The sequence below is a fragment of the Pseudoalteromonas sp. SCSIO 43101 genome (genome assembly GCF_023650775.1).
Taxonomy (GTDB): domain Bacteria; phylum Pseudomonadota; class Gammaproteobacteria; order Enterobacterales; family Alteromonadaceae; genus Pseudoalteromonas; species Pseudoalteromonas apostichopi.
Genome location: NZ_CP072673.1, coordinates 574,230 through 597,229 on the forward strand (window position 1 = coordinate 574,230; position 23,000 = coordinate 597,229).

The window sequence follows — 23,000 nt, forward strand, 5'->3', positions numbered from 1 at the left end:
GCTTAGCTTACTAATTTGTTGCGGCCAGAGTCTTTTGCTTGATAAAGCTTTAAATCGGCCTGTTTTATTAGTTCATCCAAACTATAAATGGGCCCATTATGAAAACCAATCGACAGCGTAAACTTGATGTGGTCTTTGCTAAATTCAGAGCTGTGTTTTTCGACAAACAAACGGAATTTTTCTAAACGCTGTAACGATTCTTGTGGATCTTGATCCGCAAAGTACACCGCAAATTCTTCACCACCGAAGCGGCCTACTAAATTATCTCCAAAATACTTCGCCATACATTGTGATAAACCTTTAAGTACTTCATCACCTGCATCATGACCATAGTTATCGTTAATTGATTTAAAGTGGTCAATATCAATCATGGCTAAAGAGACTGAGGTATCTGACATTTTTGCAGCTTTTAGGTGATTGTTTGCTTCACCGAAGAAATAGCGGCGATTAGGGAGTTTAGTGAGGTAATCAGTGTTTGCCTGCAAACGAATTGTTTTAATGTTTTCAAGCATGTCGACGTTTTGGCTTAGCCGACAATAGAACTCTTCATTATTAAATGGCTTGCGAAGGTAATCGTCAGCGCCAGATTTTAAAAAGCGCGTTGATAAATGCAGAGTATCGAGTGCAGAAATGCCGATTATGGCTTTTTCATCGTTAGAATATAAACGGCGAATTTCAACACAGAGCTCATCCCCATTCATATTCGGCATTTCGTTATCGGTAATGATCACCGATATTTTTGGGTTTTCAGCCAGTACTTTTAAAGCATCAACACCATCAACAGCTTCAATGGTTTGGTATTTGTGACGAGTTAATAAGTTACAAATATGGTGGCGTGTTGCCGCTGAATCATCGACCACTAATACCAATATTTGCTCATTACGAGGTAATCGAGCAAGTTGTTTTTCTAAGTATTGATAGGCTTGTTTATTTTCTTTGGTGATGTAATCAATGATGGGATGTTTTTCAACGATATTACGTGTTGTTTCGTCAAGATTGCCGGTCATTACAATGGTGGGAATGTCGGCAGCGATAGTACAGGGAACTGCTTCTCCGGTTGGTGCGTCAGGCAGAATAAAGTCTACTACTGCACAAAAGTAACTGTGCTTGCTAATAAGCTCTTTTGCCTCAGCTAAGTTACCAGCAATGTCGGCTTCATAGCCAACTTTTTGCGCGATGTGCTTTTGCACTCGCGCAATGGTTGGCGTATCTTCAATTATTAATATTCTTCGAGTCACAACTTGCCTTGAAATAACTTACTGGCGAAACAAAAGTTATTACAAGTTTTAACCCTAAAAGGGTAAAAAAGCAAATTGTTATAGGCTATCTGACTCAGAATAATATTCAACACTTTGTGTTGTTGGGCTCGCAATACGAGAGCGCCCAAATAAGGTATGAAACTTAGTTTTGCAGGTTGTTTGCTTAAGGTATTTGATCCAAGCGCGCTCAATTGGATTGGTCGCTTCAAGGTTACCGGTAACAACTTGTACAAATTGAGTTTGAAATTCATTTTGTGGTTCTAGGGTTTTGTTGTATAAACCCTTTAGAACAACACCATGCTGCTCGAGAATGTCGGCTTCTAGCAAAGTGAAGTGACCACTACGACCAAAACCGCGTGGGAAATTTTGATCATCATAGAATTGACGTTGGCTTGCAAATGCTTGACGAAGTGATGAAATGTCATTGCTCATGGCTTTATCCTCATGCCCTATTTTCTTGCTGGAGTATGGATCAAGTTGTCGATTTTATTAAACAAATTATTTTTATCGTAAGGGTAAAAAATGGATATCGATTTATTGAAGACTTTTGTTGAAGTGGTTCGTACGCGCCATTTTGGTAAAGCAGCTGAAAATTTATATATTACACAGTCTGCGGTAAGTTTTCGGATCCGACAATTAGAGCAAGGTTTAGGCGTTAACTTATTTATTCGTCAACGAAACAACATTCAGTTAACGGCACCGGGTGAGCGATTACTGCCACACGCACAAATGATCATAACGGGGATGCAACGAGCAAAAGTTGATGTGGCGCTTGCTGATAATATGCATAAACAAATTAGTTTAGCGGGCACACCTAATATATGGGATGCTTTTTTGCAGTTTGGTATTACAAACATTGTTTCTGCTATGCCGGGTGTATCGCTAGTCGCTGAAGTAAAAGCACAGCAAGAGAGTACTCGCTTATTGCTTGAACGTACATTAGATCTAGCGGTATTATTTGATCCCCCTAAAGTTGATGAGCTGATTGTTCAACGAATTTGTGAACTCCCTATTATTCCTGTGAGCGCTTTTGAAACTGCAAACAGCGAAAACTTTTTCGATAATCAATATGTTTATGTTGATTGGGGAACAACCTTTTCGTTATGGCATGCCCGAGAGTTTAATGGCCATGCTCCCCCTTATTTCAGAACCAGCACCGGGCGTATTGCACTCGATTTAATATTAAAATGCGGCGGCAGTGCCTTCATTCCACAATTATTAGTCGAAGAGCAGCTTAAATCTGGTGAGCTTTATCATGTTGAAGATGTTGCACATACCTCGCGAGATGTATTTGTTGCTTACCACAGAGATAATGAACAAACCCCTCTATTAGAGAAATTAGTGACATTATTAACTGAGCTGCAAATAAAGGCTTAAAATTAATTTAACTTAGCTTTTATAAAAATTTAATGCCGCAACAGTAGGTTACGTTTTTATTTCAGAAATAATTATATTTTATGAAGGTAAATTGACGTTTTTGTTTCAATTGTCATCTTTTTGTCATTTTTTGCTGTCACACTGCGCGCATTGAAACACAGTATGTGTTTTTTGTTGCGATTATTGAGGAAACGACATGAAATTTGCAAAGTCTAGCTTATTCCTAGCTTTATTTGGTGGTTTATCTTTTTCTGCATTAGCTGATGTAGATGTATATGGTAAAGCAAACGTGACTGTTCAATCATCAGATGATGGCGAAGGGTCTTTCACTGAAATTAAAAGCAATAACTCACGTTTTGGGTTAAAAGGTTCAGAAAAAATTTCTGAAGGCCTAGAAGCTGTTTATAAATTTGAGTTTGGTGTAGACGTATCTGACGCTGATTCAAAAGGCGACAATGACGATAACATTACTGCTCGTAACCAATATGTGGGTGTGAAAGGTAGCTTTGGTCAAGTTGTTATCGGCCGTAACGATACAGCAATGAAGCAATCTCAAGGTAAAGTTGATTTATTCAATGACCTTGAAGGAGATATCAAGAACGCATTTAAAGGTGAAAACCGTTTAGGCGACACAATTTCTTATGCTTCTAAAGACTTCAGTGGCTTCAAAGTATTAGCAACTTATGTAGCTGAAGATGATGTAGATGCTGATGATGGTTACTCAGTAGCGCTAACTTACGGCGATGCAAAACTTAAAGAAAGCAAACTTTATGCATCAGTTGCAGCTGACAGCGAAGTAAAAGGCTACGACATTGTTCGTGCAACAGTACAAGGTAAACTAGGTGACTTCAAACTAGGTGCTATGTACCAAACACAAGAAAAAGTGGATGGTAGTGCAGAAGCTGATGGTTACTTAGTAAATGCTGCTTACCAAATGAATAGCAACACTTTCAAAGTACAGTACCAAGTAATTGACTTTGATGAAGGCGATAAGAAAACAGCTATTTCTGCAGGTGTTGATCACAAGCTAAGCAAAAATACTAAAGTATTTGGTTTCTACTCGACGTTTGATACAGACAATCAAGTTGACCAAGATTACTTAGGTGTTGGTATTGAATATAAGTTCTAACCCAACACTGGGATAACTCTCTAACTTGTCAGCCCAGTTAATTAGCTGGGCTTTTTTATTGCTCTAGAAATAAAATTTTTACCGTAGTTAGCTTGCTTGAATGGTTAAGCTTGTGCGTAGTTTGATTTGCCAGCAAGCCAGCGCTGAATCAATTTATCGGTTAGTTCTGGGTAGTCGTTTAAAATTTTGAAGGCTATTGGTCTAACATGATTGAGTGTTTGTTTATCGCGGTTGAGGTCGGCAATTTTAAATTCAGCTAAGCCAGTTTGTTTGGTGCCAAGTACTTCACCTGGGCCACGAATTTCGAGATCTCGCTCAGCGATAACAAAGCCATCATTACTTTCACGCAGCACACCTAAGCGTTTTTGAGCCGTCGCTGATAATGGCGCATGATAAAGTAAAACACAGTGTGACGCTGTAGCTCCTCGACCAACACGGCCACGTAGCTGGTGGAGTTGTGCGAGCCCTAGCCGCTCAGGATTCTCTATAATAATAAGGCTGGCATTGGGCACATCAACACCCACTTCAATCACTGTTGTGGCAACGAGTACATGAATATTCCCGGCTTTAAACTCACTCATAATGGCTTGTTTTTCTGCGGCTTTCATCCGGCCATGCACTAAGCCAACGTTTAATTCTGGCAATGCTGCTTTTAATTGCTCAGCGCTATCTTCGGCGGCTTGGCATTGCAGAACTTCAGATTCATCAATCAGGGTGCAAACCCAATACACTTGCCGACCTTGCTCTGTGCAGGCTGTTCTAACGCGCTGGATAATTTCGTCGCGACGGGTATCAGGAATAGCCACTGTGGTAATAGGCGTTCTACCAGGTGGTAACTCATCAATCACTGAGGTTTCTAAGTCTGCATAGGCCGTCATTGCTAAGGTTCGCGGGATAGGTGTTGCAGTCATTACTAATTGGTGTGGATAACAGTCACCAAAGCGGCCTTTTTCACGCAGTGATAAGCGCTGATGAACACCAAAGCGATGTTGCTCATCAATAATAATTAATACCAGGTTGTTAAACTCAACCTGCTCTTGGAATAATGCATGGGTGCCAACAATCATTTGCGCTTCCCCTGAGGCAATTTTTTCAAGAGTCGTTGCGCGCTCTTTACCTTTACTTTTGCCACCTAACCAAGCGACTTCAATTCCTAATTGATTAAACCATTGGCTAAAGTTGATGCCATGTTGCTCTGATAAAATCTCAGTAGGTGCCATTAAAGCTACTTGGTACCCTTCGCTTATCGCGGTCAGTGCGCTGAGCGCTGCGACTAAGGTTTTACCAGAGCCTACATCGCCTTGCACTAAGCGCATCATTGGAAATGGGTGCTGCAAGTCACCTTTTATTTCTGCCACGACACGACTTTGTGCATTGGTTGGGCTAAAGGCTAAATTAGCTAAAAATTGCTGCTCAAGCTGATTATGAGGCTTTAATGCAACTGCTTTTACGGTTTGCCCTTTTTGCCGCAGCTTTAATAGGCTTAAGTTTTGGGCTAGTAACTCTTCAAAGACTAAACGTTGTTGGGCAGGGTGCATACCTTGCTCTAGAGCTGTTAAATCAATATCGTTTTGTGGGCGATGTAAAGTCATTAAAGCATCGGCTAAGCGCATTCCAGTTGCCTGAAACTGCTCTGGCAGTAGTTCTTCTACTGGGTATTTACGTAATAGAGCAAGCGCCTGATCGCTAAGTGCACGAATAGATAACTGCTTAAGACCTTCAGTAACTGGGTATACTGGTGTCAGCGTTGTGTTCGTTGGTTGCTCAGATGGGGTATCCGATAAGCTGTATTCTGGGTGTGTCATTTCATAACCAACACGACCACGGCGGATCTCACCAAAGCAGCGAATGATTTTACCTGTACTTAAAGCGTTTTTTTGAGCCGCACTAAAGTTAAAAAACCTGAGTGTTAAACGGCCTGTACCATCATTGACTTGGCAAACCAGCATGCGTCTTTTACCAAAGGTGATTTGGCTGGTTTCAATCGTGGCTTCAACACTAACATGACTATGAGGTTGGAGTTCGCAGATTGGGTGAATGCGGGTGCGGTCTTCATAGCGGTGAGGCAAATGAAACAGCATGTCTTGCACCGTCTCAATATTTAGCTTAGCAAGACGCTCGGCCATTTTCGGGCCGACGCCTTTTAATTCTGTAATTGGGTATAACGCTAAGCTAGGATGACTCAAAAGTGACTCAAATTATTAATTAGTAGACTGTTTTTCAGTTTACTTGCACTCGTTAGTAGCTTCAAGCGGTTGCGTGTGTTTTAAAATGTTCCAGAACGTTTCATCAGCAACAATATCACCATTTTCATCAAGCTCAGGGTACGGCAGCTCTTTTTCGCGGCATTGTTCTGCAATAATAGGGTGGCAGCCTTCAAACAAGATACGATGCTTAATTCTGGCATCAAGCATATCTCGGTTGTAAAGCCCAGCTTCTTCCCTTTGGCGCTGTGCTTCAAATAGAATAAGCGCTGCTGCTACGGATACATTAAGAGACTGCACCATTCCTTGCATTGGGATGATGATGTTTTTATCAGCGTGCGCGAGGGCGCGTGATGAAATACCGTCTCGTTCTTGGCCAACAATGACAGCTGTTGGTTTGGTGTAGTCGATTTCGCGAAAGTCGACTGCATCATCTGTTAAGTGAGTTGCTAAAATTTGTACTTCAGGGTTGTGAGCACGCATCATGGCAACGGCCTCATCGATATCACGATGTAAGTGGGTTTCTAGCCAGTTCTTACTACCGCCTGAGGTATTGTTGGTTAACCATTTTTGATTCTCTGGCCATACAGCATGTACGTGATGGCAGCCCGTTGCGTCTGCTGTGCGGGCAATAGCAGATAAATTATGATGCTTGTGTACTTCTTCTAAACAAACCGTTAGGTCCGTTTGGCGGCGATCTAATACGCGCTTAACACGCTCAAAGCGAGTTGTATCCATAGTTGTGTGCTCGTTGACGGATTCTAATTGGCGCTGATTATACCCTAGGGAACAACAGCTCGGCTAATTGGGTTTTGTAATGAGATCAGCGTTTCTGTTGATTGAATAGCTTCGATGGCTTGTATTTTGTTAATTAACACATCTTGTAGATGATCAATTGAGCGCGCCATCACTTTGATAAATATACTGTAATTACCTGTGGTGTAATAGGCTTCGACAACCTCTTCTAGCTCTTTTAAATGCAGTAAAGTTTGCGGGTAATCACGGGCATTATTGAGATTAATGCCAATAAAGCAGCAAACATCGTAACCAAGCTGTTTGGCATCAATACTGACTTGGGTACCTGTAATAATACCCGCTTGTTTCATCTTTTCGACCCTAACATGAATGGTGCCGGCACTTACAGCAAAGCGTTTAGCAAGTTCTGCATACGCTGTTCGGGCATTTTCCATTAAAGCGTTAAGGATGTTTTTATCGAGATTATCGATTTGATAATTTTCCATGGTATTTCTTAGTGTTAATTGTTGAATCAATAATTTTTATAGCATTATTTTTATGAATATTTCAATGTTAAGTTCTTTTTATTGCGGGTTATTGAAAATAATCTTTGTTTGGTTGAGGATTGCTTTAACAGGAGGAGCCAAGCAGCGGGTTTCTCTAATTAAGCAAGTAACAATAACTGGGAATGAGGCCAATTATTATGAGTTCACACTACCTGCAGCAACAGCAGCAAATTAGTAAAGTAAAACAGTTTTTTTCAAGCCAATTAGAACAACAATTAGGGTTAGTTGAAGTACAAGCGCCGATCTTGGCAAAAGTAGGCGATGGTATTCAAGATAACTTAAGCGGTACTGAAAATGCTGTATCGGTAGCAGTGAAAACAATTCCGGGTAGCCAATTTGAAGTGGTCCACTCTTTAGCAAAGTGGAAACGTAAGACCTTGGCTGATTACGATTTTTCGGTAGGTGAAGGACTTTATACGCATATGAAAGCGCTTCGCCCTGATGAAGAATCTTTAAGCCCAATCCACTCGGTGTATGTTGACCAATGGGATTGGGAAAAAGTGATTTGCGAGAGTACAGAGCGTACCTTAGACAAACTAAAAGAAACCGTAACATCGCTTTATCAGGCGATTAAAGCAACCGAACGCTTTGTGGCTAGTGAGTTTGATTTAACCTCGTTTTTGCCTGAGCAAATCACCTTTGTACACAGTGAACAGCTACGTCAGATGTATCCTGACTTTACAGCGAAACAACGTGAAAAAGCGGTCGCACAAGAATACGGTGCGGTATTTTTAATTGGTATAGGCGGCACACTTGCCGATGGTAAAATTCATGACGTACGAGCGCCAGATTATGACGATTGGTCAACACAAACCTGTAGTAAATTTGCAGGCTTAAACGGTGATATTTTAGTTTGGAACCCAGTGCTTGAAGATGCATTTGAAATCTCTTCAATGGGGATTCGAGTAAGTCCTGATGCCTTAGCTACTCAATTAGCGATTACAGGCGACCAAGCTCGTTTAGAGTTTGATTGGCATAAACAGCTACTCGCGAAGAAGTTTCCGCAAACGATAGGTGGTGGTATTGGTCAATCACGACTCGCTATGTTGCTGTTACAAAAACAGCATATCGGGCAAGTACAAGTAGGTGTTTGGCCTGAGCAGCTAAAACAGCAAGTGGAAGGAATTCTTTAAATTAAGATTTAAAGACCCTGGTAAAAAGAGGCTTTAAGCCTCTTTTTTATTAACTAGTTTTAAACTCAACCTCGACCTTGTTTTCTTCGAGCTTCACTTTGCAAGGTGGATATTGGCGGTTAGTTAAAAGTACTTTTTCGAAAATATGAATTTCGACGCCGGAGTGTAGTTTTTTATTAACTACTAACTGCGCATCTTCCAGTAAATCATGCAAATGATGCTCTAAGCTTGATAGCTTTTTCTCAAGAGTTTCAGCTTGCTCGCAATAGTGCATTTGTGTGGCACCAATTTTTGCGAGTAATTGCTTTTTCTTTTCGGCATCTTTTACTTGATCTGCCTTTTCAATAGCAGTTTGTAAGGTATCAAGTTGCGCATCTGTTTGTGCTAAGTCTTTTAAGCACTGATCTGTTTGCGCGGTTACATCAGCACCTGAAGCGGCTAAGTTAATCACCATTTTAGCACCCGATTCATTGCCAATTTCGCCAGCAATAATCATTTGTGCATCTAAGATTTCTCCGCCGAATAGCTTGCCTTGCGGATTATCTTCTTGGCCTATTTGCAACAGCTTAGTGGCTTTCATCGTACAATGGCTGGCTTGGCGCTCAATGAGAATATTATTGGCTTCAAGATAGCAGTATTGACCATGTGATAAGTGAATGTCACCTTGGCTGATGATATTACATGATAACTTTTTATCTTCGAGCTGGTGGCCAATCACGCCTTGTTTTATGGTGATATCGCCAGCCGCTGATAAATGACCAGACTCTACAGTACCCATAACAGTTATATCGCCTTTGGCATTAATACGCATGCCTGGTTCAACGTTATGAGTAACAATGACGCTGCCTTCAAAGTCTACGTGACCACTTTTTACGTTTACATCGGCAATAGTAAAAATATCATCAACACGCATGCCATTGGCAATATCAACAGGGACACCGGCAATGACAGAAATGAGTTCAAGTGGATTATTTTTAGATATTTCGGTACCTTCACCAGCAACTAATGTACTGCTCTCACCTGGTTTGGCTGGCAGTACATCACCGGTGACAGTAAAGCCTTCTTTACCAGGAGTTGCCGGAATTTGTTTAACTAGTAATACGCCAGGCTCTACGCTAGCTAATTTACCAAAGTCACGCATATCGGCAGTGCCATCCTCTCGTAGCTTTGGTTTTTTTAGGCGATCTTTTAAGGTCTCAACTTGTGGTACAAATTTGGATGGTTGACCATCAATAGGCAAGCGACCTTTTGCTAGCACCCCTTTAGCTACTTCTCCTGCGGGTAATTCAAATTGCTTCTGTAGTAATTGTTCTAAAAAGGTTTGTTTGTAACCTCGGGCTACCCCAGCTTTGATAAGCTCTTTCTTCGCTTCTTCAAGGCTCATTACTTTACCGCCTTCAGCGACGGTTAGCTCGCCTGTAGCCAGCATTTTATCATCGCTCAAAGTTACAACTAAGCTTGCATCATGTTTAGAAGCGACCACAAGCATGCGCTCATTAGAGTCACTTTTGAAGAAATTATTGATAGCTTCATGATCCACTCTGCATTCACAAAATGGTGACTTTTCTAATGCTTCGATAATAAACGCAGCACTAGGAGGCGAGTTTTCATGAACATCTAATAAAACGTTGCCGTTGTGAGCGAGCTTAAACACTTGTAATCCTTTTTTACTACTCTAGCTAAAGGTTTTATTAATTATAACAACAGAGTGCTAGAGAATTGCTTATGAGTCAAGAATTTCGGATGAGGAAAGTGGTAAGTTTTTCTAAAATAGCGCCAGCAACATTGCGTTGCTGGCAAGGAGCTATTAGTTTGTTGACGGTAGCTCCATGATACCGTCAATCTCAACTTGAACGCCTTTTGGTAACGCACGTACGCCAATTGCTGCGCGAGCAGGGTATGGCTGCTTAAAGTACTGACTCATTACTTCGTTAACGATAGCGAAGTTAGATAAGTCAGTTAAAAAGATATTTACTTTCACCATGTCTTGAATTTGACCGCCAGCAGCTTGGCAAACAGCTGTTAGGTTTTTGAATACTTGGTGGGTTTGTTCAGTAAAATCTTCAGAGATAACTTCCATTGTTTCTGGTACAAGTGGAATTTGACCTGATAAATAAACAGCCGTGCCTACTTTAACAGCTTGACTATAAGTACCGATAGCAGCAGGTGCATTATCAGTAGAAATAAAAGATTTGTTCATGATTATCCTTGTTACTTTTTACGATAGACTCTTTGCACATCAGGCATAACGCGAATGCGGCGCATAATATTAGCAACATGAACGCGGTTTTTTACCGTGATGCCTAAATCTATCATGTATAAATTACTTTCTTTTTCGTCAGTCGCTATCTCAACAATGTTGGCTTGGGTTGAGGCAACAACATTGGTTAATTTAGCTAGCGCACCTTGGTGGTTGATAATCTCAATACGAAGGGCTGCAATATATTCTTTCTCTGGGTTATCGTCCCATTTTACAACCAGGTATTTTGAGCGCTCTTTTTCCCAACCACGAATATTTTTACATTCTTGGCGGTGGACAGTAAGGCCTTTACCTTGGCTAATATAAGCTGTTATAGCGTCGCCAGGCACTGGGCGGCAGCATTTAGAGTAGTTAACCAACATGCCTTCAGTGCCGATGATGGTTGCTTTTGCTTTTTGCGCTAGGTCATCAAGATCGCCGGCATCAACTTGCATCAAGCGTTTCGCTATCAGCACACTCATTAAGTTACCAGAACCAATTTCAACTAATAGCTCAAGCACTGTATTTAGTTCATGCTCTTGAAGTACTCGGCGAATGTTTTCATCTGGAATATCATCCAGTTTGGTTTCACCTAGAGCTGAGTCGAGTAAACGTCTACCGAGCAACATTGCTTCTTCATGCTGCTGACTCTTCAGGTAATTGCGAATACCTAAACGCGCTTTACCTGTAACAACAAAGTTTAACCAAGTTGCATTCGGGTGTGCGCCTGAGCTGGTGATGATTTCGACCGTTTGTCCTGTATCAAGAGGCTTGCTCAGAGGGTGAGGTTTACGATTAACACGTGCACCCACACAAGTATTACCAACATCAGTATGCACTGCGTACGCAAAGTCGACAGCTGTTGCGCCCATAGGGAGCTCAACTATACGGCCATCTGGCGTGAATACATAAATCTCTTCAGGGAACAGCTCTGTTTTAACGTTTTCAACAAACTCAAAAGATGAGCCTGCACTTTGTTGAAGTTCCAATAAGCTTTGCATCCATTGGCGAGCACGCTGCTGTGCTGTATTACCTGCATTATCACCGGCTTTTTTATACATCCAGTGAGCAGCAACCCCTTTGTCTGCCATGTGATCCATATCGTGGGTACGGATTTGAATCTCTACAGGAATACCATGAGGGCCAACTAGTGAGGTATGAAGTGACTGATAGCCATTAGTTTTTGGTACTGCAATATAATCTTTAAAACGGGTTTCGATTGGCTTGTAAAGGTTATGAGCAACACCTAATACGCGGTAACAGGTATCCATATTATCAACATTGATACGGAATGCGTAGATATCCATTACTTCGTTAAACGACAGCTCTTTATTGAGCATTTTCTTATAAATACTATATAGGTGTTTTTCACGGCCAGATATAGTCGCTTCGATGCCAGATTCTTCTAAGCGCGCTTCAATTTCAGTTTTAATATTACTGATAACTTCTTTTCGGTTACCACGTGCTTTGACGACTTCTGATCTTAATGCGCGATGACGCATAGGGTAAAGGGCTTGAAAACCTAAATCTTCTAATTCATTTTTAATATCATGAATACCTAGGCGGTTCGCAATTGGTGCATAAATCTCTAGCGTTTCACGGGCAATTCGGCGGCGTTTATCTGGACGCAGCGCGCCTAAGGTGCGCATGTTATGGGTTCTATCAGCCAGTTTTATTAAGATCACGCGAATATCTTGGGTCATCGCCATGATCATTTTTCGATAGTTTTCGGCTTGGAATTCTTTTTTATCTTTAAAGCTAAGTTTATCTAGCTTACTCACCCCTTCAACAAGCTCAGCAACTGTGTCGCCAAAAATTTCAGCTAAGTCTTGTTGGCTAAAGTCGGTGTCTTCAATCACGTCATGCATCAGGGCAGCCATCAGCGTTTCGTGATCTAGGTGCATGCCAGCGAGTACTTGTGTCACTTCGACAGGGTGGGTGATATAAGGCTCGCCACTTGAGCGAGTTTGGCCTTCGTGGGCTTCGCGAGCTACCACGTATGCTTTTTGTACCAGCTCAATCTCTGCTGGTGGTAAGTATTCGGATATTTTCTTTTTGAGGCCTTCGAATAGATACAAAGTCACACTCCAATGCGCAAATGAAGTAAATCGGTAACGGTATGAATAGAATATACGATGAAAAGAAGGGCTTGCCAACGGCTAGTGTAGAAATACTAGCCGTATAGCTAAATCAAAGCGGGGAGCTTGATTACTGGTTGCCACCTACGATAGCAGCCACAGCAGCCATTTCTGCTGCTTCTTGATGTTGTTGTTCTTCACGATCAATTAAGTCCATAGAAGAGCTATCAACTAGCCCTTTCTCAATTTCACGTAAAGCAATAACCGTTGGTTTGTCATTTTCAGCATCAACGAGTGGATCTTTACCACCAACCGCGATTTGGCGGGCACGACGAGCCGCAACTAAAATTAAGTCAAAACGATTACCAATTGCATCTACTGCATCTTCAACAGTTACGCGAGCCATCTCAGCACTCCAAATAAATTCTTAAGCAAAGGCGTAGTTTACTGTACCAAGTTAAATTCGCCAATAGCTTGTGGTTAATTTTTATCTTATTCTTAAAAGTATTATTTAAGTAAGTTCTCTAATAACGCCTGATGGCGCAAAGTTTGGCTTTTTAACGATAAACGTTTAGCCATGACAATGGTTTCGATTTCAGCAAGCGCAGTATCAAAGTCATCGTTCACAACAACATAGTCATACTCATTATAGTGTGATGTTTCTGATTGTGCTTTCGCCATTCTTCCTGCGATTACCTCAGCAGAGTCTTGACCACGGTTATTTAAACGTGATTCTAGTTCTTCTTTTGATGGTGGAAGTATGAAGATAGTCTCAACATCATCTACTAATTTACGAATTTGCTGAGCACCTTGCCAATCAATATCTAAAAATACATCAATACCTGCAGCAAGTTGGCTTTCGATTGCTTGCTTAGACGTACCATAGTAGTTATCAAAAACTTGCGCCCATTCAAAAAAGTCATTTTTCTCAATTAGCGCTTTGAAGTCATCCACAGACACAAAATGATAGTGCACACCGTTTTCTTCACCCGGACGAGGTGAGCGAGTGGTGTGCGAAACCGATACTTTCATATCGCCGTGTTTCTTTAATAAAGCACCAATTAAGCTTGATTTACCAGCCCCTGATGGAGCTGACAAGATAAATAAATTTCCGCGAGTTTGCGCCATGATTTGTCTCTAATAAAAAATAAACAGGCTCGGACTATCACTAATCCAAGCCTTTAATTCATCTATTGTACTTTATTTCGCTAAAAGTGCTCAAGTTTGCCTGCTTTTAGCCTCATGAAAAAAAGACCCAGCAGGTGCTGGGTCTTATAAAAATGCTGTAAAGCGTGCTTATTCAATATTCTGAATTTGCTCATTGAGTAGCGGTCTAGACCCTAACAAACTCAATGAGTTATCGAAAAGAAACCGTTCAGAAATGCCTGTTTGCCCACCAAACTGCCCACCACTTGCTTATGGCTTTTACTAAATCTTAGTGGTGCTTCTTGGCTAAAACTACGGAAAAACAGTGCCGTTTTTATGCTGCTGTTAGAGCTAAAACATAGCAGTTTTGAAGGGCTTTATCGAGTGATTTTTCAACACCTCATCCGTTAGTGGATGCAATAGTATCCAATTTCTGTTTTATTTCGCTATAATGGATATAACTGTATCCACTCGGTCTTTGCGGATGAATTTTACCTTACTTGATGATACCGATGTAAGCCAAGCCTATGCGGCTTATTTACGTGAGTTACGAAAGCAGGCAAAGCTGTCACGAGCGGCGCTTGCTGAGCGAAGCTGTGTACCTGCGGCCACCATTAAGAAATTTGAGCTAACTGGGCAAATTTCATTTCGCCAATTGCTGTTGCTATGGCAGACCCTTGATTCGCTAGATAGGCTTTATCAGCTCACGCAACCTAACAAAGAGCGCACCACTATGCCCACTAGCATTGATGAGGTGTTAAAAGATGAGTTTTAAACCCATTCAAAAACTCGCCGTAACTCGTACGTTAAGCTCAGGTGAGCAGATATCAGTTGGAGTCTTGGCGCAGAATCGGCAAGGCGTTTTTTTTCAGTATGCAGACAGCTATTTGCAGCAGTTTGGCAATTTATCACCGTTTACCTTGCAAGCGAATACGCAAGTTCAAGCCGCACCTAAAGCGCCGCACCAAGGTGTACATGGCGTATTTGGAGATTGTTTGCCCGATGGCTGGGGCATGCTGTTGCAAGATCGTATTTTCCGGCAAAAGGGCATCCTACCTAATCAATTAACGGCGATGGATAGACTGGCCTTTGTCGGTGATAAAGGCATGGGAGCATTGTCTTTTTCTCCGGTGTCTGAGTTTTCAGCCACCACGCACGCGGATATTGATTTAGCGACGTTAGGCTTAGAAGCACAAACGCTGTTCGATTCATCGATGTCAGATTTTATGGATGATAATCACGATGAGTTAGATGGGCATACGCAACAGGTGTTGGCCGCATTAGTCGCCGGTGGTAGTTCGGGTGGAGCAAGGCCTAAGGCACAAATTTATATGCCTGCTGGGGAAACTCAGCATTGTCGAACCTTTGCCAAGCCTGGTGATGAAGCATGGCTGATTAAATTTACTTCTAAAAATCTCGCGCTCGGCCATGAAGAAGGTTTGTGCGAGGCGGTTTATTTACAAATGGCCGAGCTTGCTAAATGTCAACCGCCGCAATGGCAACTCATTGAAGCACCAACTACAAGCGGTGCGCCTGCCTGGTTGGCGCTTAAGCGTTTTGATTATGTCACTGAACAGGCCGACTTAGGCAGCAAGCGCAGTTCAGGTCGATTGCATATGCACAGCGCTTGCGGGCTGCTGGATGCAGACTTTCGAACGCCAAGTTTAGATTATATTGACTTGATCAAAGCCAGCCGTCAGTTGTGTAAATCCCCCGCTGCTGGGCAGCTGCAATTTCGCCGTGCCGTTTTTAACCTGCTGTCGTCTAATCAAGACGACCACAGTAAAAACTGGGCGTTTTTGCAAGCGGATGACGGTCAATGGAACCCTGCACCTTTTTACGATGTTACCTACAGCCCGCATCCATTCAACGAACACGCCACTGCTTTCGGCGGTTATGGCAAAGCGCCATCGCTTAAGGTGATGCAAAAACTTGCTACTAGTGCTGGCTTTGCGAATTGGCATGATGCAAAGCAAGTTATTGAAGAAGTCGCAGAAGCCATCAGCCAATTTACGTATCTTGCCAAGCAACAAGGGATCAGTAAAACAGCAGTGTCTGCGATTGCTAAGACATTGGATCAGCGCAAACAGGCAAATGCAGCGCTTTTTCAATGAAAGTAAAACAAACTTTTCAATTCACAATAAATAAATAGCAAGGTCACCGTGAGCGAATATCAATACTATAAATTTGAGCGTCTGGATGGGTATTTAGATGCTAAAGCACGTCAAGCACTCAGAGCCATTTCAAGCCGTGCCGAGATCAGCGCCACGGCCTTTCAGGTGTATTACACCTACAGTGATCTAAAGGCCGAGCCTTTTGAGCTGATGTTAAAATACTTTGATATCGGTTTTTACTATGCCGATTGGGGCTCAATCGATGTATACATCAAGCTACCAGCAGGAACGCTTCCAGATGCGTTACTTGGCTTTTCAAGTGATGGACTTCATGTTCACGAAAACGATGAGTGGCAGTTGCTGATTTTTTCCCTTGAGGAGTATGATGAGTATTTTGACGATGAGCATGCTGACGACTTTTTCCAGCATTTAGCCGCTTTACGCGGCGGGTTAATGCAAGGGGATTGGCGCCTTGTGTACTTTATGTGGCTCAAAGCGTTTGATTTTAATGATGGCGTTGAGCGAGTGCCGTTAATTCAATTCGATTTTGAGCACCTCAGTGAAGAGGAGCAGGCGTTTGCTGCGCTGTATGATATTCCCTTAGCATTGGTTAAGGCGCTCGCCATGGTGCTGAGCGAACAACCCAGTCACCAAGCCAAACAAACTCAGCTTACGCTTGATGCGTGGATCCATAATCTCTCGCAAGCAGAGAAAGACACGCTATTACGCACGTTGTTTGAGCAAGGCCAGCTAACCCGTCACCAAGCCTTAGCGCTGACGCGAAAAGAACCTGTCAACACAGACGAGATCTATCAATACTGGTTAACCTCCGCCGTCATTTCTCCTTTCATTGAGCAAGCGCAAAGTCAATTACAGCAAGAGCAAGCCGCAGCACTCGCAAAAAAATTAGCTATCGAAAAAGCGGAAAAAGAAAAAGCGTTGACGGATATCTACAATCAACGTGAGCACTACTGGCAGCAATCACAAGAGCAAGCGGATCGAACTTGCGCCAGTGGTTACGATGCGGCATCACGCTATCTGCATCAGCTGTTTGAGGCCTATCAGTTCAAAGCTGATGAAGCGGCGTTTGAACAACGCTTTAAGCGCTTTGTTGTGGCGAATAATAGCCGTAAAGCACTGTTAAATCGCTTGAGTGATTTGCTTTAAACGATGAGGCGATAGGCTGGCCAAATGACGTTAGCAAATAACCGATTGAGGGTTGGTTGAAAGGTTGTAAGCCCACCAAAGGTCTACAAATTGTTACCTATGAAGTCACTTTGTGTAGACCTCGGGGTCTAAGCAACGCGCTTTTACCATCTCTGTGGTAAATACTGCGTGAAATACAAAGGCATCACGATATTGGTTTGCTCTAATGCGGATGAGCCTTGTGTACCCGTTAACTTAAAGGTTTTACTTGGAGTACATTTTTCAACGTAGGATGCCAACGATTTTGCTCTTGTACGTTTACCACTTTTGACCTCCACAGGGACGATATCGCCTTCATCGGTCGCCAAAATAAATTCGATTTCGGCGCGGGCGTCATTCCATGAATAGCTTGGGTCAACGCCAATGGCAGTGAGCTCTTGTTGCACAAAGTTTTCAGCCACATAACCTTTGTATTCATAGTTTTGTTGCTTAATTTCTTTATAACTGCTGCCGAGCATATGATTAAGCAGGCCCACATCAAACAGAAACAGTTTCACCATATTTTCTTTTTTATAGGCCGCTAACGGAGATTTCGGCAATCCTTCAATAGGGTAGTTTGGCAAAGCTAAGCGGCAGCAGTTAAGCCAATGGATCGCGGTTTCAAAATCGCTATAACGAGATTTACGCTCATGCACATGCTTAAATTTAAAGCGTTTAACCGACTCATCGCTGACAAGTGATAGCTGGGCTGGAATGCTATTAAATACCGATTCAATCAGTGTGGCGTCGACCTTGCCCGCGTACTTACCAAAATCGCGGCGATAACCTTCCACTAAATCGGCATGAATTTTTGTGACTTTTTCAACACGCTCTAGAATGCTTGAATCCTTATACTGATACCAAGCAGAAACGGCTTCCGGCATACCACCAGTAAAAAAGTAGTCAGTGAGTTTGTCCATCAATTTGGTGTGTACTGCCGGTGTGCTTGCTTGACTATCAAACGCTTTGATCAGCGCTTGCTCGTTGGATGCGTAAATAAATTCTTGGAAGGTCAGTGGTCGTAAATTGTATTGTTCTACCTTGCCCACAGGGAAGGTGTTGAGCAAACCAATATTCGAGCCGCTGGCAGCGACAAAATAGGACGGTGCTTTTTCAGCAAAGTACTTTAGTGAGGTAACGGCACGTTCACATTCGCCAATTTCATCTAATATCAGCAGATCGGTTTCTGGGTTGAACGCTTGGTTGGTTAACAACTCAATGTTCATTACTAGCTCGTCAGGTGACAGAGAGCCATCGAACGCTTCTTTGTAGGCAGGGTTTTCAAGGAAGTCGATACGAAGGATGTTGGCAAAGGTGTTCCCAAATAACTCTTGTAGCAGATAGGTTTTACCTGTTTGTCTTGCACCATCGATCAATAATGGCTTGCGCACCGGTTGATTTTTCCATGCTATTAGGGCGTTTAGTAAGTTGCGCTGCATTGTCATTTCCCGCCAATTAAGACTGTTAACTGCCTGTAGTATAACTCAGTCTACACTTTTACGCGCAGAAAAGTGTGGATTTTTACATTTTTATGCGCATAAAAGTGTAATTTGATGGTCTTTGGCATTCAGGGATTCACATCATCGCCTTGGCCAACGCGCAAACTAAACCTAAAAGTAGGATATAAATCCAATTATATTGAGTAAAGTGGGAATATAGTCCCACATGTAAATTGTTGGAGTTGCTTCGGATTCAAAGTTGGACTATATTCCCATTAACGGTTAAATAGTGGGAATATAGTCCCTTTGGTTGGTGATATGGCTAAGCGTGACTTACACAATGTACTGTTTCCAAAGCAGCGCAAAATCCTGACGCATTTTGGTGAAGACTTGCTGTTGGCGATGAAACGACGTGGTTTTACAAAAAAGCTACTGTGTGAACGTACTGGTTTTGATCATAAAACTGTGAATAAAGTCTTCGCCGGTGATCCGGGTGTTGCCATAGGCACTTACTTAAAAGTCATGGCCGTTCTTGGCATGGAAAGCAACTTTGCAGAAATGGCCGCTCATGATGAAGTGGGTATCAAGCTGCAAAACATAAAATTGCTGGAAGGTTCAAAATGAGCCGTGAAATCGTCGAAGTCTATGCCGACTGGCAGCTAATTGAAGCGCCTTTGCTAATTGGGCTGCTTGCTTACAGTGATTCAAGCCGAGGTGGCGTGTTTAGTTTTGCCTACGATAAAGCATTTTTAACCTCAGCGTTTCGCTTGCAAATTGATCCAATCCTGACGCTTCACTCCGGTGAACTCTATAACGATGAAGCCGATAAAAACTTTCGCGCATTTCTTGATTCATCGCCTGATAGATGGGGGCGTATTTTAATGCAGCGGCGTGCAGCGATTGAGGCGCGCAAAGGCATTCGAGCAACAAGTCGATTAAACGAGTTGGATTACCTGCTGGGCGTACACGACTCTTATCGGATGGGGGGGATTCGATTTAAGCGAGTAGGTTCGGATGCTTTTTTGGACGACAACTCTGAGTTTGCTGCGCCGCCAATGGCTTCTTTGCGAGAGCTAGAGCACGCAGCAATGCAGATTGAAAAAGACGATAACATCGACAGTGACGAGTATTACCGCTGGTTGAAAATGCTGATTTCTCCAGGCTCATCATTAGGTGGTGCAAGGCCCAAGGCTTGTGTCACAGATGAACAAGGCCACTTGTGGATTGCTAAGTTTCCCAATTTAAACGATACCCATGATGTGGGCGCGTGGGAGATGGTCTGTTATGAATTGGCGTTGGCAGCAGGTGTTGACATGTTTCCAAGTGAGATTAGGCAATTTTCGTCACAGCACCATACCTTTTTAACCAAACGGTTTGACCGCGACGGTGAAAAGCGGCTGCATTTTTCGTCGGCCATGACACAGCTTCAATACTATGATGGTGAACAATCTCAAGGTGCTAGCTACTTAGAGATTGCTGAATTTATTTCCAATTGTGGAGCACAAACCACAGCTGATTTAGCTCAGTTATGGCGTCGAATCGTGTTTAATATTGCGGTGTCCAACACGGATGATCACCTGCGTAACCATGGGTTTTTATTAACAAAGAATGGCTGGAAGTTATCACCTGCTTATGATTTAAACCCGATAGTGGGTAAGCATGGCCTGCATCTGAATATTACCGATGCAGACAACACTTTAGACTACCAATTAGCCTTTGACGTAAAAGACTTCTTCAGACTTTCGCAAACCCAAGCCACGCAAATTTACGATGAAGTATTAATTGCGGTTAAGCAATGGCAAACCGTTGCTAAGCGGCTAGGGATCAGCCGAGCGGAGCAAGCCATGAAACAATCAGCGTTTAACGTTTAATGAGCCAGTGAAACTATATTTTCATTTTTTAGCATATAGAGAAGTTATAGTTTCACTTTTATGCTTTGCCTCATTCTCCATGTGTTGTCACACACCACTTAACTCTTGGGCTTCTGGGGCAGTCTGGGCAAAGCCTTAGTTCACGCCACTTAGGCACACACTAACCCTGCCCATACGATATTTATGACTTGGGGCATTATGTAAATTCTGGGGCAAGTAGCGACCTGTACCCTCAGAAAGCTGCACGATCTGGGCATTTATCTGCCTACTGCGTCCGATTAGTACTGGCAAACTCCGAACTGAACTTAACAGATCAGTGAGGAAGCAAACGATGAACCCAACCACACAATTATCCACCACATCAACACACCCAGCGCGTCAGCAGCGGATTTTGCGCTTGCCCGAGGTAAAGGCAAAAACAGGCTTTGGCCGCAGTACCATTTATGCCCTGATGGCCAGCGGTGAATTTCCACGTTCCATTCGTATTGGTGCGCGTGCCGTGGGCTGGTTAGAAAGCGATATCGACCAGTGGATTGAAACCCGCCGTATCGGTGCTGCTTATGGCCGTGGATAAACCATCAGCATCAACCCCGTTACCTGCCAATGAGGTGAATAACAACATGCCAACATTACCGGCTGGTTTTGCCTATAACGCGCAAAACTGGCTGGTGATGCAACCAGCAGGGCAAGATAGCCCAGTTAAAATCTGTTCTTGGCTGCAAGTAGCTGCTCGTACTCGCGATCCGCAAGGGGACAACTACGGCTATTTATTGCACTGGTTAGACGATGACAATCGCCATCGCTACTGGGCTATGCCCGCAGAACTATTGGCCGGAGACGGCAGCGAGTACCGCCGAATCCTACTCAGCCGAGGCATGCGCCTAAGCAACAGTGTCAAAGCGCGGCAGTTGCTCTCGCTGTTTATTCAACAAATGGGCGAACTGGCCACGCAAAAGGCCATTAGCGTGAACTGCATTGGCTGGCATCATCACGCTTATGTGCATCCGCGCCTCACCTTTTACCCAAGCGAACACAGCAATAACCCGCGCATGGTGCTGCAAACCATGCACCCGATAGAAGGCTTTATTCAACAAGGCAGTAGCGACAGTTGGCGGCAGCACGTAGGCCGTTATTGTCTGGATAACCCGCTATTAATTGTTGGCGTTTGTGCTGCACTGGCTGCACCTTTATTGCATTTGTGCGGGGTGGATGGTTTTGGTTTACACCTCTACGGTGCCAGCAGTACTGGTAAAACCGCAGCGTTGTATCCGGCGTTATCGGTGTGGGGCGAGCCTAATCAACTACGCCACAGTTGGCGTGCCACGGCCAACGGTTTAGAAGGCACTGCGTTAGCCCATAACGATGCCTTACTGGCGCTCGATGAAATGGGCGAAGTTGACCCAAAAGAGGCAGGCGATGTCGCTTATATGCTTGCCAATGGCCAAGGTAAAACCCGTGCAGGCAAATACGGTGAAATGCGCTTACCCGCTCGTTGGCGCTTGGTGTTTTTATCCACTGGCGAAGTGACGCTCGAAAGCCACCTTGCCAGTATTGGCAAGCGCGTAAAAGCGGGGCAGCAAGTGCGCGTGATTGATCTCAGTGCCGATGCCGGAGCGCAAATGGGCGTGTTTAACCATAGCCACGGTATGAACGCCGCCGATTTAGCCGATCATCTAAAACAGCAAAGTCGCCAACATTACGGCTACTTGGCCTTGGACTGGTTACGGTATTTAACGCAGCACAGCGCGCAGGTGCGACCCGTTTTCCAAAACGTACGCCAACGCTTTTTAGCCAGCTTGCCTCCCGAGGCTGACGGCCAAGTGCGCCGAGTCGCCGAAAAATTTGCCTTACTGGCCAGCGCTGGCCTGTTAGCCATTCAAGCAAAAGTACTTGATTGGCCAGCTCAAAGTGTCGAAGCCGCCTGTTTAAGCCAGCTTAACCAATGGATACTTGCTCGCGGTGGTGTGGCCGCCAATGAAGACCAACAAGCCATTCGTCAGGTACGCAGTTTTATTGAACAACATGGTGAAAGCCGTTTTACGCCCAAACAAACCGGTTACAGCAGCCAAGTACGCCAACGCGCGGGTTGGCTTGATTCTACAGGCCCACAAACCCTCTACCTGTTTTACCCAACCGGCTGGCGTGAAGCTACCGAAGGACTCAGCCCAGATCGCGCCGCCAAAGCACTAATGGCCGCAGGCTACCTAATCCCCGATGGCAACCGACCACAGCGCAAAGTCAGCCTGCCCGACAACACCCGCCCACGCATGTACTGTGTTAAAGGCAGCATTTTGGATGACTAACGGGGCGATGAATCCTGTGTAGGCTTGTCGCCTTGCAGTGAACCGCCAGTCAACATAAATAGCTAGCGAGGCTTGAAGTCCAATACAGACAATACCGCCAGAGGCATTCCCGTGAACCGCTAGCGTACCAACAACCAGCACCGAACGAATAACAAATACGCTCAATTATTTGGTTTTAACTCAAATAAGTTGAGAATAATCATAATCGTGGTAGGGTAAGTA

Annotated in this window: 21 protein-coding genes; 10 read left to right on the forward strand and 11 right to left on the reverse strand. The window is 43.5% G+C overall.

Features of this window, described 5'->3' with window-relative positions; all coding sequences use genetic code 11:
- Nucleotides 1-2: 2 nt before the first annotated feature.
- On the reverse strand, nucleotides 3-1,238 hold the full coding sequence (locus J8Z25_RS02770; RefSeq protein ID WP_167659153.1) for a GGDEF domain-containing response regulator: 1,236 nt from the start codon (nucleotides 1,236-1,238) through the stop codon (nucleotides 3-5).
- 78 nt (nucleotides 1,239-1,316) lie between these two features.
- Nucleotides 1,317-1,691 (reverse strand): MaoP family protein, encoded by a 375-nt coding sequence (locus J8Z25_RS02775; RefSeq protein WP_130049734.1) that lies wholly within the window; start codon nucleotides 1,689-1,691, stop codon nucleotides 1,317-1,319.
- 90 nt (nucleotides 1,692-1,781) lie between these two features.
- Between J8Z25_RS02775 and J8Z25_RS02780 the strand changes: the two genes are divergently transcribed.
- Both J8Z25_RS02780 and J8Z25_RS02785 read left to right on the forward strand, forming a co-directional pair.
- Nucleotides 1,782-2,636, forward strand: coding sequence for a LysR family transcriptional regulator (locus J8Z25_RS02780; RefSeq protein ID WP_250661642.1), 855 nt, complete (start codon nucleotides 1,782-1,784; stop codon nucleotides 2,634-2,636).
- Between the two features lie 196 nt (nucleotides 2,637-2,832).
- The gene (locus J8Z25_RS02785) at nucleotides 2,833-3,765 is read left to right on the forward strand and encodes a porin (RefSeq protein WP_250661643.1); all 933 of its coding nucleotides are present in this window, start codon (nucleotides 2,833-2,835) and stop codon (nucleotides 3,763-3,765) included.
- 104 nt (nucleotides 3,766-3,869) lie between these two features.
- Here J8Z25_RS02785 and recG read toward each other — a convergent pair whose 3' ends face one another.
- Genes recG through asnC form a run of 3 tightly spaced genes read right to left on the reverse strand, consistent with a single transcriptional unit; the run spans nucleotide 3,870 to nucleotide 7,210 of the window.
- A complete protein-coding gene (gene recG / locus J8Z25_RS02790; protein WP_250661644.1) occupies nucleotides 3,870-5,951 on the reverse strand; it encodes an ATP-dependent DNA helicase RecG in 2,082 nt (693 codons plus the stop codon).
- A 39-nt stretch (nucleotides 5,952-5,990) separates the two neighbouring features.
- Nucleotides 5,991-6,707: a tRNA (guanosine(18)-2'-O)-methyltransferase TrmH gene (gene trmH, locus J8Z25_RS02795; protein WP_130049731.1), complete on the reverse strand. Its 717-nt coding sequence runs from the start codon at nucleotides 6,705-6,707 to the stop codon at nucleotides 5,991-5,993.
- Nucleotides 6,708-6,751: 44 nt separating this feature from the next.
- Nucleotides 6,752-7,210 (reverse strand): transcriptional regulator AsnC, encoded by a 459-nt coding sequence (asnC, locus tag J8Z25_RS02800; protein WP_054554220.1) that lies wholly within the window; start codon nucleotides 7,208-7,210, stop codon nucleotides 6,752-6,754.
- A 197-nt stretch (nucleotides 7,211-7,407) separates the two neighbouring features.
- On the opposite strand from asnC, the gene asnA reads away from it, so the two are divergent.
- A complete protein-coding gene (gene asnA, locus J8Z25_RS02805; protein ID WP_130049730.1) occupies nucleotides 7,408-8,403 on the forward strand; it encodes an aspartate--ammonia ligase in 996 nt (331 codons plus the stop codon).
- Between the two features lie 49 nt (nucleotides 8,404-8,452).
- On the opposite strand, the gene J8Z25_RS02810 is transcribed toward asnA, so the two are convergent.
- The 5 genes from J8Z25_RS02810 to gmk all read right to left on the reverse strand — a co-directional run bounded on the left by J8Z25_RS02810 (nucleotide 8,453) and on the right by gmk (nucleotide 13,848).
- Complete coding sequence (locus J8Z25_RS02810; RefSeq protein ID WP_130049729.1) at nucleotides 8,453-10,057, reverse strand: flagellar assembly protein A; 1,605 nt, start codon at nucleotides 10,055-10,057, stop codon at nucleotides 8,453-8,455.
- A gap of 153 nt (nucleotides 10,058-10,210) precedes the next feature.
- Nucleotides 10,211-10,603 carry a deaminase RidA gene (ridA, locus tag J8Z25_RS02815; RefSeq protein WP_054554223.1) on the reverse strand — a complete coding sequence of 131 codons (393 nt, stop codon included), beginning with the start codon at nucleotides 10,601-10,603 and terminating at the stop codon, nucleotides 10,211-10,213.
- Between the two features lie 11 nt (nucleotides 10,604-10,614).
- The gene (gene spoT, locus J8Z25_RS02820) at nucleotides 10,615-12,720 is read right to left on the reverse strand and encodes a bifunctional GTP diphosphokinase/guanosine-3',5'-bis pyrophosphate 3'-pyrophosphohydrolase (protein WP_130049728.1); all 2,106 of its coding nucleotides are present in this window, start codon (nucleotides 12,718-12,720) and stop codon (nucleotides 10,615-10,617) included.
- A 130-nt stretch (nucleotides 12,721-12,850) separates the two neighbouring features.
- Nucleotides 12,851-13,126, reverse strand: coding sequence for a DNA-directed RNA polymerase subunit omega (gene rpoZ, locus J8Z25_RS02825; protein ID WP_054554225.1), 276 nt, complete (start codon nucleotides 13,124-13,126; stop codon nucleotides 12,851-12,853).
- 101 nt (nucleotides 13,127-13,227) lie between these two features.
- Entirely contained in the window at nucleotides 13,228-13,848 is a 621-nt protein-coding gene (gene gmk, locus J8Z25_RS02830) for a guanylate kinase (RefSeq protein WP_130049727.1), read from the reverse strand.
- 502 nt (nucleotides 13,849-14,350) lie between these two features.
- On the opposite strand from gmk, the gene J8Z25_RS02835 reads away from it, so the two are divergent.
- From J8Z25_RS02835 to J8Z25_RS02845, 3 genes are read left to right on the forward strand one after another with little or no spacing between them, the layout of a single operon-like run.
- Nucleotides 14,351-14,641, forward strand: coding sequence for a helix-turn-helix domain-containing protein (locus J8Z25_RS02835; protein ID WP_250661645.1), 291 nt, complete (start codon nucleotides 14,351-14,353; stop codon nucleotides 14,639-14,641).
- The gene (locus J8Z25_RS02840) at nucleotides 14,631-15,980 is read left to right on the forward strand and encodes a type II toxin-antitoxin system HipA family toxin (protein WP_250661646.1); all 1,350 of its coding nucleotides are present in this window, start codon (nucleotides 14,631-14,633) and stop codon (nucleotides 15,978-15,980) included. Before J8Z25_RS02835 ends, J8Z25_RS02840 begins: the two co-directional genes overlap by 11 nt.
- Before the next feature lie 48 nt (nucleotides 15,981-16,028).
- Nucleotides 16,029-17,147, forward strand: a complete 1,119-nt coding sequence (locus J8Z25_RS02845) for a hypothetical protein (RefSeq protein WP_075607773.1) — start codon at nucleotides 16,029-16,031, stop codon at nucleotides 17,145-17,147.
- Nucleotides 17,148-17,290: 143 nt separating this feature from the next.
- Here J8Z25_RS02845 and J8Z25_RS02850 read toward each other — a convergent pair whose 3' ends face one another.
- Nucleotides 17,291-18,604, reverse strand: coding sequence for an ATP-binding protein (locus J8Z25_RS02850; RefSeq protein WP_086585839.1), 1,314 nt, complete (start codon nucleotides 18,602-18,604; stop codon nucleotides 17,291-17,293).
- 318 nt (nucleotides 18,605-18,922) lie between these two features.
- Between J8Z25_RS02850 and J8Z25_RS02855 the strand changes: the two genes are divergently transcribed.
- The 4 genes from J8Z25_RS02855 to J8Z25_RS02870 all read left to right on the forward strand — a co-directional run bounded on the left by J8Z25_RS02855 (nucleotide 18,923) and on the right by J8Z25_RS02870 (nucleotide 22,778).
- On the forward strand, nucleotides 18,923-19,228 hold the full coding sequence (locus J8Z25_RS02855) for a helix-turn-helix domain-containing protein (protein WP_036984862.1): 306 nt from the start codon (nucleotides 18,923-18,925) through the stop codon (nucleotides 19,226-19,228).
- Nucleotides 19,225-20,475: a type II toxin-antitoxin system HipA family toxin gene (locus J8Z25_RS02860; RefSeq protein WP_250661647.1), complete on the forward strand. Its 1,251-nt coding sequence runs from the start codon at nucleotides 19,225-19,227 to the stop codon at nucleotides 20,473-20,475. Before J8Z25_RS02855 ends, J8Z25_RS02860 begins: the two co-directional genes overlap by 4 nt.
- A 331-nt stretch (nucleotides 20,476-20,806) precedes the next feature.
- On the forward strand, nucleotides 20,807-21,049 hold the full coding sequence (locus J8Z25_RS02865; RefSeq protein WP_228209230.1) for a helix-turn-helix transcriptional regulator: 243 nt from the start codon (nucleotides 20,807-20,809) through the stop codon (nucleotides 21,047-21,049).
- Nucleotides 21,036-22,778, forward strand: a complete 1,743-nt coding sequence (locus J8Z25_RS02870) for a DUF927 domain-containing protein (protein ID WP_250661648.1) — start codon at nucleotides 21,036-21,038, stop codon at nucleotides 22,776-22,778. The genes J8Z25_RS02865 and J8Z25_RS02870 overlap by 14 nt, the downstream gene beginning before the upstream one ends.
- The last annotated feature ends 222 nt before the right edge of the window (nucleotides 22,779-23,000 follow it).